The sequence below is a fragment of the Streptomyces shinuiensis genome, from assembly GCF_043660855.1.
GTDB lineage: Bacteria > Actinomycetota > Actinomycetes > Streptomycetales > Streptomycetaceae > Streptomyces.
Genome location: NZ_JBIHML010000001.1, coordinates 4945994 through 4960366, shown reverse-complemented (window position 1 = coordinate 4960366; position 14373 = coordinate 4945994). Strand labels below are relative to the sequence as shown.

General features: G+C 71.2%; 11 protein-coding genes. 3 read left to right on the top strand and 8 right to left on the bottom strand.

The genetic code is table 11. From position 1 onward, the window contains the following. Positions 1-118: 118 nt before the first annotated feature. A complete protein-coding gene (gene arc, locus ACGRHY_RS22440) occupies positions 119-1885 on the bottom strand; it encodes a proteasome ATPase (RefSeq protein ID WP_394637113.1) in 1767 nt (588 codons plus the stop codon). A 278-nt stretch (positions 1886-2163) separates the two neighbouring features. On the opposite strand from arc, the gene ACGRHY_RS22435 reads away from it, so the two are divergent. Beyond that, on the top strand, positions 2164-2475 hold the full coding sequence (locus ACGRHY_RS22435; RefSeq protein WP_394637112.1) for a ferredoxin: 312 nt from the start codon (positions 2164-2166) through the stop codon (positions 2473-2475). 47 nt (positions 2476-2522) lie between these two features. On the opposite strand, the gene ACGRHY_RS22430 is transcribed toward ACGRHY_RS22435, so the two are convergent. The 3 genes from ACGRHY_RS22430 to ACGRHY_RS22420 all read right to left on the bottom strand — a co-directional run bounded on the left by ACGRHY_RS22430 (position 2523) and on the right by ACGRHY_RS22420 (position 5917). Beyond that, on the bottom strand, positions 2523-3287 hold the full coding sequence (locus tag ACGRHY_RS22430; RefSeq protein ID WP_394637111.1) for a hypothetical protein: 765 nt from the start codon (positions 3285-3287) through the stop codon (positions 2523-2525). A 157-nt stretch (positions 3288-3444) separates the two neighbouring features. Continuing rightward, positions 3445-4344 carry a tRNA (adenine-N1)-methyltransferase gene (locus tag ACGRHY_RS22425; protein WP_394637110.1) on the bottom strand — a complete coding sequence of 300 codons (900 nt, stop codon included), beginning with the start codon at positions 4342-4344 and terminating at the stop codon, positions 3445-3447. 121 nt (positions 4345-4465) lie between these two features. Further along, positions 4466-5917 (bottom strand): site-2 protease family protein, encoded by a 1452-nt coding sequence (locus ACGRHY_RS22420; RefSeq protein ID WP_394637109.1) that lies wholly within the window; start codon positions 5915-5917, stop codon positions 4466-4468. Between ACGRHY_RS22420 and ACGRHY_RS22415 the strand changes: the two genes are divergently transcribed. Next, positions 5832-6806 (top strand): RecB family exonuclease, encoded by a 975-nt coding sequence (locus ACGRHY_RS22415; RefSeq protein ID WP_394637108.1) that lies wholly within the window; start codon positions 5832-5834, stop codon positions 6804-6806. The genes ACGRHY_RS22420 and ACGRHY_RS22415 overlap by 86 nt on opposite strands. A 43-nt stretch (positions 6807-6849) precedes the next feature. Then, positions 6850-7521: a response regulator gene (locus ACGRHY_RS22410; protein ID WP_394637107.1), complete on the top strand. Its 672-nt coding sequence runs from the start codon at positions 6850-6852 to the stop codon at positions 7519-7521. A gap of 98 nt (positions 7522-7619) precedes the next feature. Here ACGRHY_RS22410 and ACGRHY_RS22405 read toward each other — a convergent pair whose 3' ends face one another. From ACGRHY_RS22405 to metH, 4 genes are all read right to left on the bottom strand, one after another. Then, on the bottom strand, positions 7620-7829 hold the full coding sequence (locus ACGRHY_RS22405; RefSeq protein WP_394637106.1) for a hypothetical protein: 210 nt from the start codon (positions 7827-7829) through the stop codon (positions 7620-7622). 14 nt (positions 7830-7843) lie between these two features. Beyond that, positions 7844-9442 (bottom strand): ABC transporter substrate-binding protein, encoded by a 1599-nt coding sequence (locus ACGRHY_RS22400; protein ID WP_394637105.1) that lies wholly within the window; start codon positions 9440-9442, stop codon positions 7844-7846. A 386-nt stretch (positions 9443-9828) separates the two neighbouring features. Then, complete coding sequence (locus ACGRHY_RS22395) at positions 9829-10536, bottom strand: HAD family hydrolase (RefSeq protein ID WP_394637104.1); 708 nt, start codon at positions 10534-10536, stop codon at positions 9829-9831. Between the two features lie 207 nt (positions 10537-10743). Further along, entirely contained in the window at positions 10744-14301 is a 3558-nt protein-coding gene (metH, locus tag ACGRHY_RS22390) for a methionine synthase (protein WP_394637103.1), read from the bottom strand. Positions 14302-14373 lie beyond the last annotated feature (72 nt).

The following is a 14373-nucleotide window of genomic DNA, read 5'->3' as shown; positions in this document are numbered from 1 at the left end:
GAGATCACTGCGGACTTCCCGTGTTTCCTCGGTGGAGATCGGTCCGAAAAGATCCGGCTGCGGACGCCCGCCCCCGCCTCTCGACGGGGACACGGGCATCCGCAGCCGGACGGTGTCTTTACAGGTACTGACCGGTGTTGGCCACCGTGTCGATGGAGCGTCCGGTGTCCGCGCCCTGCTTTCCGGTGACGAGGGTGCGGATGAAGACGATCCGCTCGCCCTTCTTGCCGGAGATACGGGCCCAGTCGTCGGGGTTGGTGGTGTTGGGCAGGTCCTCGTTCTCCTTGAACTCGTCCACGCACGCGGCGAGCAGATGGGAGACCCGCAGGCCCTTCTGGTTGTGGTCGAGGAAGGCCTTGATCGCCATCTTCTTGGCCCGGTCGACGATGTTCTGGATCATCGCACCGGAGTTGAAGTCCTTGAAGTACAGGACCTCCTTGTCACCGTTGGCGTAGGTGACCTCCAGGAAGCGGTTCTCCTCGGACTCGGCGTACATCTGCTCGACGACCGACTGGATCATCCCGGCGACGGTGGCCTCGGGGTCCTTGTTGTGCTCCGTGAGGTCGTCCGCGTGCAGCGGGAGGTTCGGGGTCAGGTACTTCGAGAAGATGTCCTTGGCGGCCTCGGCGTCCGGACGCTCGATCTTGATCTTCACATCGAGGCGTCCCGGGCGCAGGATCGCCGGGTCGATCATGTCCTCACGGTTGGAGGCGCCGATGACGATGACGTTCTCCAGCCCCTCCACACCGTCGATCTCCGACAGCAGCTGCGGGACGATGGTGTTCTCCACGTCCGAGCTGACGCCGGAGCCGCGGGTGCGGAACAGGGAGTCCATCTCGTCGAAGAAGACGATGACGGGCGTGCCCTCGCTCGCCTTCTCCCGGGCTCGCTGGAAGACCAGCCGGATGTGCCGCTCGGTCTCGCCGACGTACTTGTTCAGCAGTTCGGGGCCCTTGATGTTGAGGAAGTAGCTCTTCCCCTGGGGCTGCCCGGTCACCTCGGCGACCTTCTTGGCAAGGGAGTTGGCCACGGCCTTGGCGATGAGGGTCTTGCCGCAGCCGGGCGGGCCGTAGAGGAGAACTCCCTTGGGCGGGCGGAGTTCGTGCTCCTTGAACAGGTCCGGGTACAGGTAGGGGAGCTCCACCGCGTCGCGGATCAGCTCGATCTGGCCGCCCAGGCCACCGATCTTGTTGTAGTCGATGTCCGGGACCTCTTCGAGGACGAGCTCCTCCACCTCGCTCTTGGGCACGACCTCGTAGACGTACCCCGAGCGCGGCTCCAGCAGCAGTGCGTCACCGGCCCGGAGCGTGGCGTTCATAAGGGGCTCGGCGAGCCTGACCACGCGCTCCTCGTCGGTGTGTCCGATCACCAGGGCACGCTCGCGGTCCTCCAGGACCTCCTTGAGGGTGACGATGTCCCCGGCGCGTTCGAACTCCATGGCCTCGACCACATTGAGCGCCTCGTTCAGCATGACCTCCTGGCCACGCCTGAGCTCACCGAGGTCGAGGCTGGGGCTGACGTTCACCCGGAGCTTGCGACCACCGGTGAAGATGTCGGCCGTACCGTCCTCGTTCGCCTGCAGAAAGACCCCGAAGCCGGCCGGCGGCTGGGCGAGCCGGTCGACCTCCTCCTTGAGGGCCACGATCTGGTCACGGGCCTCACGGAGGGTGTTGGCGAGCCGCTCGTTCTGTGCGGACACACCGGCCAGATTCGTCTGCAGCTCGACGATCCGCTCCTCGAGAATCCGAGTGTGGCGCGGAGAGTCGGCGAGCTTGCGGCGCAGGACGGCGATCTCCTGCTCGAGATGGGCAACCTGGCCTGCCGGGTCGTCGGAACCCCGTTCGGGCCGGATGCCGCGGTTGATGTCGTCGTCGTGGGCTGCCACGGTCCTCACCTCCTCCAAGGGGAGCTGGACGCTTCCTGACCCTACCTGGACCCGTGGGGGTTGAAACCCCTAGATCACAAACACGGTCGGGGTGTGTCTGATCTTCACCCTTGCGCACTCCCTTACCCCGGGTGAATACCCACCCAACCTCTCCGGAAAGCGGCCGGTTGTATCGTCTGAAGCGTCAACCCCCGTCACGGGTGGCTCTATTCCGCCAAGATCACACCGCCAATCCGTCAAACGGTCCGGTCACGAGTGCAGGAACGGCAGGCAGCAACATGGGCTCGCACAATGAGCAGACCGCAGAACTGGAAGTCTGGATCGACCAGGAACTCTGCACCGGCGACGGGATCTGCGCGCAGTACGCGCCCGAGGTCTTCGAGCTGGACATCGACGGGCTCGCCTACGTGAAGGGCCCCGCCCCCGCGGGCGAGGAGGCGGAGCTGCGCACGGAGCCGGGCGCCACCGCCCCCGTACCGCTCCCGCTGCTCGGCGACGTGGCGGACTCGGCCAAGGAGTGCCCGGGCGAGTGCATCCACGTGCGCCGGGTGGACGACGGTGCCGAGGTGTACGGTCCCGACGCCGGGTAGCGCGGCGGCGTTCCGGCCTCCGGCCGCGCCAGGCGTTGCGCGACCACTCAGACACTCCGGGCGGTCGGCGCCGCCTCCAGCACGAACTTCCCGCCCCGCCACTCCCATTCGACGTCCCGCGCCTTGTCGGGACAGCAGCGGGGCACGTCCGGCGACGAGTAGCCCAGCAGCCTGGCGGACACCGTGCGGTCGCGAACGGCCAGATCCTGCACCGCCATCCCCTCCCCCGGTTCCACCAGGGTCTCGGCGATCCGGGGCCCGCCCCCCTCGTGCGCGGGATGCGCCAGGACGTACACCCCGCTGGGCGGGGTGCCGATCCCCGCGGCGCAGCGGACCACCGCGACGGTCTCGGCGCGGCCGTCGCCGTCGAAGTCCACGGCCGCCCTGTCGGTCACCTCGGCCTCCACTGGGCCGCACTCCAGCGGGTAACGGGCCGTGTCCGCGTCCGGACCGGGAGCCACCGCGGTGGTCTCCCGCGCCTGGGCGGCGCCGACGCCGGCGGGCTCCAGCAGCGCGGAGGCGCCCAGCAGCGCGCCCAGCGCCGCGGCGGTGGCGAACCAGTGCGGCGCGCGGGCGCGGGTGTGGGCGGGGGCGGGGGCGGCGGGGGAAGGCGCGGGGGAGAACGGTGCGCGGCCCGCCGCGCAGGAGGCCCCGGCCGGACCGGGCTGGTGCGGGACGCGGGACGGGGCGGCGGCTGGAAGGAGCGAGGCGGAGGGAGGGGGAGCGGGCGCAGAGTCTGCCGGAAGCTGCACGCGGGACGACTCCTGTGAGGTGCGGTCGGCCGGGGTGCCCAGCATCGTGCCATACGTCACACCGCGGTGGAACGGCCGGGTGCGCCTCACCACCGTCCCGGCTCCCGCCCGGCCCACCCCGCACGTGCCGCGTGCCGCCGCCCGGCTCCTGTCGGAGCCGGGCGGCGGCACGCGCGGGTCGCGGATCGGGGGTGGCGGATGGCGGAAAAGAGCCGCCTCAGCCGCGGCCGGAGCCGCTGCCCGGACCGCTGTAGTCCTCCCCGTAGGCGCCCTTCGCCGGGCGGCGGCGGCGCATCGGGGGCTCCACCCCGTCGGCGAGCCGGCGGGCGGTGAGCAGGAAGCCGGTGTGCCCGATCATGCGGTGGTCGGGGCGGACGGCCAGGCCCTCGACGTGCCAGGTGCGCACCATGGTCTCCCAGGCGGCCGGCTCGTTGAAGGTGCCGTGCTCGCGGATGGACTCCACGGTGCGGGCGAGCTGGGTGGTGGTGGCGACGTAGGCGCACAGGATGCCGCCGGGGACGAGGGCCTTGGAGACGGCCTCCAGGCACTCCCACGGAGCGAGCATGTCCAGGATGACGCGGTCGACCTCGGTGTCGGAGAGGTTGTCCTGGAGGTCTCCGACGGTCAGCCGCCAGGCCGGGTGCGGGCCGCCGAAGTACCGCTCGACGTTGGCCTGCGCGATCTCGGCGAAGTCGGCGCGGCGCTCGTAGGAGTGCAGCATTCCCCGGTCGCCCACGGCCCGCAGCAGGAAGGTGCTCAGCGAGCCCGAGCCGACGCCCGCCTCGACGACGCGCGCACCGGGGAAGATGTCGGCCATCGCGAGGATCTGCCCCGCGTCCTTGGGGTAGACGACGGCAGCGCCGCGCGGCATGGACAGGACGTAGTCGGGGAGCAGGGGACGCAGCGCGAGATAGGCGACGTTTCCCGTGGTACGGACGACCGTGCCCTCGGGAGCACCGATCAGCTCGTCGTGGGGGAAGGCTCCCTTGTGGGTGTGGAAGCTCTTCCCCGCCTCGAGCGTGAAGGTGTAGTGGCGTCCCTTGGGGTCGGTGAGCTGGACCTGGTCCCCGACCTGGAAGGGCCCGCGACGGCGGGCGGCACCGGTCGGTTCGGACATGGGGGCAAGGGTAGTCCAGGCTCGCCCTCCGGCCGTAATCGAGGGCCGCCCCATCCGCCCGACACGTCCCCGGGCCCCCGGACGGGCGGGCGGGACGGGGGCCGCGAGGTTTCTCCAGGAGTCAGGAGGCGGGCTTGGCCATGGCCGCCACGAAGGCCCGCTCGACATCGCCGGCCGACAGCACCCCGTAGATCTCGCCGCTTCCCTCCACCACCAGGTACTCGGTGGCGGGAGTGGCCCGCAGGTGCTCCAGCAGGTCCTCACCGGCCAGCTCGGCCCACACCCGCATGCCCTCGGTGAGGTCCTGGGCCAGGGTACTCACCGCCACCCAGGGGCGCCGGTGCTCGGGCACCCCGGCGATGGCCGCCTCGCGGACGACGGCGACCGCCTCCCCCTGGCCGTCCACGACCACCAGGGCCCTGGCCCCGGCCTCGTTGGCGCGGCGCAGCCCCTCCGACAGGGGGGTGTCGGCGGAGACGGGGACGGCGCGGCGGGTCAGGGCGCGGGCGCTCAGCTCGGGCAGGCGCTCGCGCAGCCTGGCCATGCGCAGGCTGTTGCCGGCACCGGTCCAGATGATCGCGGCGAGGATCGCGGCGAGCAGGGCGTCGGTGATGGAGTCCACCCCGCCGAAGCCCTCCTCGGCGCCGTAGCCCCCCGCGTAGCTGAGCAGCGGCATCCCGATCAGGACGGCGACGGCGAGCGCACGGCCGGTCCAGGCGGCGGCGACGGTGCCGGTCATCGGCCTGCCGCTGATCTTCCACACCACCGCGCGCAGCATCCGGCCGCCGTCCAGGGGCAGACCCGGCAGCAGGTTGAAGACCGCGACGATGAGGTTGGAGACCATCAGCCCGGCCAGCAGCACCGCGGGCACGGTTCCGGCCTCGACGGTGAACAGCCCCAGGTAGAACACGCCCGCCAGCACCAGGGAGAGCAGCGGGCCCACGAAGGCCAGGACGAACTCCCGGCCCGGGGTCTCGCTCTCCTTCTCGATCTCCGACACCCCGCCGAAGAACTGGAGCTGGATGCGGCGCACCGGGAGCTTGAAGCGCAGGGCGGCGACGGTGTGGGCCAGCTCGTGGACCAGCACCGAGGCGTAGAAGGCGACCGCGAAGAACAGGGAGACCAGATAGCGGGCACCGCCCAGCTCCGGGAGCACGCGCTCCAGCTGGCCGCCGAAGACCCAGGTGATCAGTGCGGCGACGACGAACCAGCTCGGCGCCACGTACACGGGCACACCGAAGGGGCGGCCCATGAGAATGCCGCCGCCGCTCTCCCGCGGACGCTTCGGCCTGCCGTCCGCCGATTTGCCGGGGCCGGGCTCCGGCCGCCCGCTGTTGTCCGTGTCCGCCACGGGTTCCCCTCGTAGAAGATGCCCTCGCACCCGGTGGTCGGCCCCCGCGGCCGTGCGGTGCGAGGGGGGAGTGCGAGGGGGTACGTCATCGATGGTAAGCGGCGGTGTGTCGGTGTCGGGCCGTAGGGTCGTGTCCATGGTCTCCCATCCGGCATCCGGCAAGGCACCCTCACCCGCCTCGCCGCCCAACTCCCTGTCACCGTCGCGGGCCGCCGACTTCATGCAGTGCCCGCTGCTGTACCGCTTCCGGGTGATCGACAGGCTGCCCGAGAAACCGACGCCCGCGGCCACCCGGGGCACGGTGGTGCACGCGGTGCTGGAGCGGCTGTTCGACGCTCCGGCCGCCGAGCGCAGCGTACGCCGGGCGCGCTCGATGGTGGTGCGGGAGTGGGAGCGGCTGTTGGCGAAGCGGCCGGAGCTGGCGGAGCTGTTCACCGAGGAGGGCCGGGCGGCCCCGGGCGAGGGCGCGTGCGACGGCACCGAGCTGGCGCGGTGGCTGGCCCAGGCTGAGGAGCTGGTCGAGCGGTGGTTCTCCCTGGAGGACCCCACCAGGCTGGAGCCGGCCGAGCGCGAGCTGTTCGTGGAGGCCCGCCTGGAGTCCGGGCTGCGGCTGCGCGGCATCATCGACCGGGTGGACGTGGCGCCCACCGGCGAGGTCCGCATCGTCGACTACAAGACCGGCAAGGCGCCCCGGCCGCAGTACACGGCCGAGGCGCTGTTCCAGATGAAGTTCTACGCCCTGGTGCTGTGGCGGCTGCGCGGCACGATCCCGCGCCGGCTGCAGCTGGTCTACCTGGGCAGCACGGACGTGCTCACCTACGACCCGGACGAGAACGACCTGCGCGGCGTGGAGCGCAAGCTGCTGGCCCTGTGGGAGGCGATCCGGCAGGCGACCGAGACCGGCGACTGGCGGCCCAGGCCGGGCCCGCTGTGCGGCTGGTGCGCCCACCAGGCGCTGTGCCCGGAGTTCGGGGGCACTCCCCCGCCGTATCCGCTGATGATCCAGCCGCGGCTGCCGCTGGAGCCGGACGGCGGCACGGGCGGCGGGGAAAGCGGCTCCGGCGGCGGCCCCCTGGGCACCCTCCCGGAGGCGGAGGGCGCGGCCGGCTAGGCGAGAATGGGCCCGTCAAGCCCCCGTCCCGATAGGAGTTCCCGTGGCAATCCGCGTCCTGCTGGTCGACGACCAGCCGCTGCTGCGCACCGGCTTCCGGATGATCCTGGAGGCCGAGGGGGACATCGCCGTGGTGGGTGAGGCCGGGGACGGCCTGCAGGCGCTGGAGCAGGTGCGGGCGCTCCAGCCGGACGTGGTCCTGATGGACATCCGGATGCCGCGGATGGACGGTGTGGAGGCGACGCGGCAGATCACCGGCCCGGAGCGGGACGGCCCCGCCAAGGTGCTGGTGCTCACCACGTTCGACCTGGACGAGTACGTGGTGGAGGCGCTGCGCGCGGGCGCGTCCGGCTTCCTGCTCAAGGACGCGCCGGCCGCCGAGCTGGTGCAGGCGATCCGGGTGGTGGCGGCCGGCGAGGCGATGCTCGCACCCAGCGTCACCCGGCGTCTGCTGGACAAGTACGCAGGGAAGCTGCCCTCGGGCGAGGAGGAGGTTCCCGACGCGCTGGGCACGCTCACCGACCGCGAGGTCGAGGTGCTCAAACTGGTGGCACGCGGCCTGTCGAACGCCGAGATCGCCGCGGACCTCTTCGTCAGCGAGACGACGGTGAAGACCCATGTCGGCCATGTACTGACCAAGCTGAGCCTGCGCGACCGTGTGCAGGCGGCGGTGTACGCGTACGAGAGCGGGCTGGTCCGCCCCGGCGGCCGGTAGGGCGCCCGTCGGGGCCGGTGACGCCGGTGCGCCGCCCGCCGCGGGGAAGCGGGGGCGGCGCACACCGGCAACGGCACCGGCCCGGGCAGGGAGCGGGATCAGCCCGCGGCGCCCTCGCCGATCTCCCGGAAGCGGAAGACCGTGGAGGCGTCCGGCGTCCGCTCCAGCCCGGAGACGTCCCCGTGTGCCACGGCGTACTGCTTGTCCTGCCGGACCGGCAGGTCCCGGGGGACGGCGTCCTGGGTCTCGCCGAAGTCCTCCACGGTGGCGGCGCGGTCGCTCGCCGCGGCCGTGCGCGGCGGCAGCACGGAGGTGATCCGTCTCAGCCCTGAACGCTTCTGCCCAGCTCCCACAGCTGGAGTACGGAGGAGGAGTTGAGCGCCCACTCCACCCCGGTGACGCCGTCACGGGCGGCGACGTACTGCTTGCCCTGCCACAGCGGCAGCACGGGCACCTCCTTGGCCACGATGTCCTGGACCCGGACGAAGTCGTCGACCGCCTGGTCGCGCTGCTCCTCGGCCCGTGTGCGCGGGATGAGCTGCTCGCGGATCTCGTTGTTCTCGTACGGGGAGCCCAGGAAGTTGTCCTCGGCGAAGAAGGGCGCGACGAAGTTGTCCGGGTCCGGGAAGTCCGGGAACCAGCCCATGCCGTAGACCGCGTACTCCTGCTCGGCGGAGGCGGGCCGGTAGGTCTTCCACGGCACGCCCTTGACCGTCGCCCGGAACAGCCCGGAGTCGTTGAGCTGCTCGGCCAGCACCTCGAACTCCTCGGCCGTGGCGGGCCCGTAGTGGTCGGTGGTGTAGGCGAGCTCCACCTCGACCGGGGTGTCGACGCCGGCGCGTTCGAGGACGGCGCGGGCCGCCTTGACGTCGGGCTCGCCGTAGACGTTGAAGAAGGAGTTGCGGTGGCCGGTCAGCCCGCTGGGGACGATGGAGTACAGGGGCTCGGCGGTCCGTGCGTACACATCGCGCACCAGCTCGCCGCGGTCCACCGTCTGGGCGATGGCCTGGCGCACGGCCTTGTGGCCGACGACCGGGTCGTCGGTGGCGAAGACGAGGTAGCGGATCTCCTGACCGGACATCTCCACGACATCGATGCCGTCGCCCCTGTCGCCCCCCAGCCGGTCGATCTGCTCGGGCGACAGGCTCCGGTTCATCACGTCGATGCCACCGTCCCGCAGGGCCTTCTCCATGGCCTTGGAGTCGTCGAAGAAGCGCAGCTCGACGCGGCCGTTCCGCAGTTCCAGGTCCCCCTTGTACGCCTTGTTGCGGGCGAGGACCGCCCGGCCGCCCCGGGCGTCGAAGGACTCCAGGACGTAGGGGCCGGAACCGGTGATCGAGTACCCCTCGTAGAGCTTGTCGGCCGGGTAGACCTCGCTGTCCAGGATCGCCGCCGCGGGGGTGGCGAGCTTGTGGGGGAAGGTGGCGTCGGGCTTCTTGAGGTGGAAGACCACCTCGTCCCCGGAGGGCGCCTCGACCCGGTCGAGGTTGCTCAGCAACGACGCGGGGCCGCCGGAGTGGTCGATGCCGAGCATGCGGTTGACGGAGAACACCACGTCCTCGGCGTTCAGTTCGTTGCCGTTGGAGAACGTGAGCCCCTCGCGGAGGGTGCAGCGGTACTGCGTGCTGCGCTGGTCGGCGAATCCGCACTCCTGCGCGGCCTCCGCCTCCGGCTGGGTGCCCGCACGGGGCAGGCGCAGCAGGGTCTGGAAGGTGTTGCGGAAGATGTTCCACGTGCTGATGTCGTAGACCGCCGCGGGATCGAGCGGAGCGGGTGCCTTCGCCGTGGCCTCGATCCGGTCGGTGGTACCGACAACGATCGTTCCGCCGTTCTCGCCGCCGGCGCTGTCGTCGCCGCATGCGACGAGCAGGGGGGCCAGCAGGCCCGCGACAGCGGGCAGCAGCAGCGTCTTGCGGTTCATCGGTGACGGTCTCCTCGTCCAGCCGGGTTGTCGCCGAATTCTCCGGCCGGGAGACAGACATTAGTAGCCGCGGAGTCCGTCACTTCTCCGGGCTACCGGCGCGGAATTATCACGCTCCGATAACCCTGTCGCACGATCCGATAACCGAACGGTGGAGCGATCTGCGCGAGTGGGCACCAAACGGGACACATGGACGCACGGAAAAGGGGCCAACCACCCTCGCCGCCACCCCGGCCCCCATCTCGCAGCCCGGGGTCGCGTGATGAACGTCACGCGTTCAACCACCAGGCGAAAGCAGGGATTCGGCCACCGTATTCGTCACCGATAATGAACGGTCCGCTGCTCACGGTTTTCGATGCATTCATCATGCAGCGAACGGCGTACGCTCAGTACGCGGAAGCGATCAGGGAGTGCAGAAAAGGCAGATCCACTTCCTCCAGGGACGGCACGACCGTGCGCCGGTGCGCGGGCTCGATCCGCGTCACCGACGGCACCGCCACCACATGGCATCCCGCCGCCTCCGCCGAGGCCACACCGGTCGCGGTGTCCTCCACCACCACACAGCGCCCCGTGTGCGCCCCCAGCCGCGAGGCGGCCAGGAGATACGGGTCCGGGTGCGGCTTGGTCCGCTCCACCTCGTCACCCGCCAGGGTCAGCGCGAAGTGCTCCGGCCCCAGGGAGACGAGCATCCGGTCGATCACCCGCCGGTGCGAGGCCGACACCAGGGCGGCGGGCACGTCGTGCGCGGCCAGCTCCGTCAGCAGCCGCCGGGCACCGGGCATCAGGGACACCCCCCTCCCGACCCGCTCGATGAACTTGGAGTTGAGCAGCACCGTCAGGTCCCCCAGGGAGATGTCCGCCCCGGTGGCCTGAATCAGATACGTCCCGCTGCGGGACATCGGCCCGCCGACCACCACCTCACGGTGCTCGTCGGCCAGCGCGTACCCCAGCTCGGCGAACACCTCGACCTCCGTCTCCCACCAGAAGCCCTCGGTGTCCACCAGCGTGCCGTCCATGTCCAGCAGAACGGCCTGGAGACCGGCCGCTGTGACCCCGGACGCGGCGGGTGAGGCGGTGGTGGACGCGGCCGCCACGGCCGGTCTCCCCCCTCCGCCGGGGACCCGCACGGGCGCGGAGACGGGAGCCGGAGCACTGCCGCCGAAGGCGGGCGGAACTCCGGCGCGGGAGAGGGGACCAGTCATCCGTGTGCCTCCTGCGGGGACGCGAAGGCCGGTCGCCCGCACCTGACGGTGCGGGCGACCGGCCTGTACCGGACAGATCAGTCTACGTCGGTCCGTGAACTATCGCGCGTTGAAGTATTTGGCCTCGGGGTGGTGCAGGACGATGGCGTCGGTGGACTGCTCGGGATGGAGCTGGAACTCCTCGCTCAGCTTCACCCCGATCCGCTCGGGCTGGAGCAGCTCGGCGATCTTGGCGCGGTCCTCCAGGTCCGGGCAGGCTCCGTACCCCAGCGAGAAGCGGGCGCCGCGGTACCTGAGGGCGAACATGTCCTCGATGGCGTCGGGATCGTCGCCGGCGAAGCCGAGCTCGGCGCGGACGCGGGCGTGCCAGTACTCGGCCAGCGCCTCGGCCAGCTGCACCGACAGGCCGTGCAGTTCCAGGTAGTCGCGGTAGGCGTCCGCGGCGAACAGGTCGGCGGTGGCCTCCCCGATGCGGGAGCCGACGGTGACCACCTGGAGGCCCACCACGTCCGTCTCGCCGGACTCCTTCGGGCGGAAGAAGTCGGCCAGGCACAGCCGCCGGCCGCGGCGCTGGCGGGGGAAGGTGAACCGGGTGCGCTCGGATCCGTCCTCGCCGAGGACGACCAGGTCGTCGCCGTCCGCGTGGCAGGGGAAGTAGCCGTAGACCACCGCGGCCTCCAGCAGGTTCTCGGTGTGCAGCCGCTCCAGCCAGCCCCGCAGACGGGGGCGGCCCTCGCGCTCGACCAGTTCCTCGTAGGAGGGGCCGTCCCCGGTGCGCGGCGCCTTCAGACCCCACTGGCCCTTGAACAGCGCGCCCTCGTCCAGCCAGGAGGCGTACTCCTTGAGCTGGATGCCCTTGACCACCCGCGTGCCGAGGAAGGGGGGCTCGGGCACGGGGTTGTCGGTGGCCACGTCCGAGCGCACCGGACCGGCCTGCTCGGTGACCTGAAGGTCGGTGGTCTCCCGCCGGGGCACCCGGCGCTGCTTGAGCTCCGGCAGCTTCGCACCCGGCACGCCACGCTTGACGCCGATCAGCGCGTCCATCAGCCGCAGCCCCTCGAAGGCGTCGCGGGCGTAGCGGACCTCCCCGTCGTAGAGGGCGTGCAGGTCCTGCTCGACGTAGGCGCGGGTCAGCGCGGCCCCGCCCAGGATCACCGGATACCTCGCCGCCAGATCGCGGGCGTTGAGCTCCTGGAGGTTCTCCTTCATGATCACCGTGGACTTCACCAGCAGCCCGGACATGCCGATCACGTCCGCGCCGTGTTCCTCGGCCGCCTCCACGATCGCCGCCACCGGCTGCTTGATCCCGAGGTTGACCACCGTGTAGCCGTTGTTGGACAGGATGATGTCGACCAGGTTCTTGCCGATGTCGTGCACGTCCCCGCGCACCGTGGCCAGTACGATCGTGCCCTTGCCCTCCTCGCCCTCGGCCTTCTCCATATGAGGTTCGAGAAAGGCGACGGCCGTCTTCATCACCTCGGCCGACTGGAGCACGAACGGCAGCTGCATCTGCCCGGAGCCGAACAGCTCGCCGACGACCTTCATGCCCGCCAGCAGGGTGTCGTTGACGATGTCCAGGGCCGGACGCGTCCGGAGGGCCTCGTCCAGGTCGGCCTCCAGCCCGGTGCGCTCCCCGTCGATGATCCGCCGCTGCAGCCGCTCGGCCAGCGGCAGCGCGGCCAGCTCCTCGGCCCGGGACGCCTTCACGGACCTGGTGTCCACGCCCTCGAACAGCGCCAGGAACCGCTGCAGCGGGTCGTAACCCTCGGCCCGCCGGTCGTGGACCAGGTCCAGCGCCACCCGGACCTGCTCGTCCGGGATCCGCGCGATGGGCAGGATCTTGGAGGCGTGCACGATCGCCGAGTCCAGACCGGCCTTCACGCACTCGTGCAGGAACACGGAGTTGAGCACCATCCGCGCGGCCGGGTTCAGGCCGAAGGAGATGTTCGACAGCCCCAGCGTGGTCTGCACCCTCGGGTGCCGCCGCTTGAGCTCACCGATCGCCTCGATCGTGGCCACCCCGTCGCGGCGGGACTCCTCGGTGCCGGTGCAGATGGTGAACGTCAGGCAGTCGATGAGGATGTCCTCCTCACGGATGCCCCAGTTCCCCGTCAGGTCGTCGATCAGCCGCTCGGCCACGGCCACCTTGTGCTCGGCGGTGCGCGCCTGCCCGTTCTCGTCGATGGTCAGCGCGATCAGCGCCGCACCATGCTCCCTGGCCAGAGCGGTGATCTGCGCGAAACGCGAGTCGGGCCCGTCGCCGTCCTCGTAGTTCACCGAGTTGATCACCGCGCGGCCGCCCAGCTTCTCCAGCCCGGCCGCGATGACGGCCGGCTCGGTGGAGTCCAAAACGATCGGCAGCGTGGAGGCCGTCGCCAGCCGCCCGGCCAGTTCGGTCATGTCCGCCACGCCGTCCCGGCCGACGTAGTCCACGCACAGGTCCAGCAGGTGCGCGCCCTCGCGGATCTGCTCCCGCGCGATCTCCACGCAGTCCTCCCACCGCCCTTCCAGCATGGCGGTGCGGAACTTCTTCGACCCGTTGGCGTTGGTGCGCTCCCCGATCGCCAGGTAGGAGGTGTCCTGCCGGAACGGCACCGCCTGGTACAGCGACGCCGCCCCCGGCTCCGGCCGCACCTCCCGCTCGGCCGGCGCCGCCCCACGCACCCGCTCAACGACCTGCCGCAGGTGCTCCGGCGTGGTGCCGCAGCACCCGCCCACCATCGACAGCCCGTACTCGGCCACGAAGGACTCCTGCGCATCCGCCAGCTCGCCCGGTGTGAGCGGATAGCGCGCACCGTCGGCGGTCAGCTCCGGCAGCCCCGCGTTCGGCATGCACGCGATCGGCACCCGGGCGTGCCGGGCCAGATACCTCAGGTGTTCGCTCATCTCGGCCGGGCCGGTGGCGCAGTTCAGTCCGATCATGTCGATGCCCAGCGGCTCCAGCGCCGTCAGAGCGGCCCCGATCTCGCTGCCCAGCAGCATCGTGCCGGTCGTCTCCACCGTCACCGAGCAGATCAACGGCACCGACAGCCCCGCCGCGTCCAGCGCCCGGCGCGCTCCCAGCACCGCCGCCTTGGTCTGCAGCAGATCCTGGGTGGTCTCGATCAGCAGGGCGTCCGCCCCGCCCGCCAGCAGGCCCTCGGCGTTGCGCCGATAGGCGTCCCGCAGCGTGCGGTACCCGACATGGCCGAGGGTGGGCAGCTTGGTGCCCGGCCCCATCGCTCCCAGCACCCACCGCTGCCGCCCCGTGTCCCGGGTGAACGCGTCGGCCACCTCCCGCGCCACCCGCGCCCCGGCCTCGGACAGCTCGTACACCCGGTCGGCGATGTCGTACTCCGCCAGCGCCGCGTGATTCGCACCGAAGGTGTTGGTCTCCACACAGTCCACACCGACCGCGAGATACGCCTCGTGCACCGAGGCCACGATGTCCGGGCGGGTGACGTTGAGGACCTCGTTGCAGCCCTCCAACTGCTGGAAGTCCTCCAGCGACGGATCGGCCGACTGCAGCATCGTGCCCATCGCCCCGTCGGCCACCACCACCCGCGACGCCAGCGCCTCGCGCAGGGCGTCGGCGCGGGGTGTCTTCGACGTGCCGGCGGAGGCGGGTCCGGCGGTCGGTGTCGGGTCGAGGTCGTGCGAGGTCGGCGAAGCTGCCATGGAAGGGCTCCCAGAGATGCGACGGCTGTCGGCTTTGCGTCTTCCATAGGGAAGCGCACCCGGCCAGGGTAT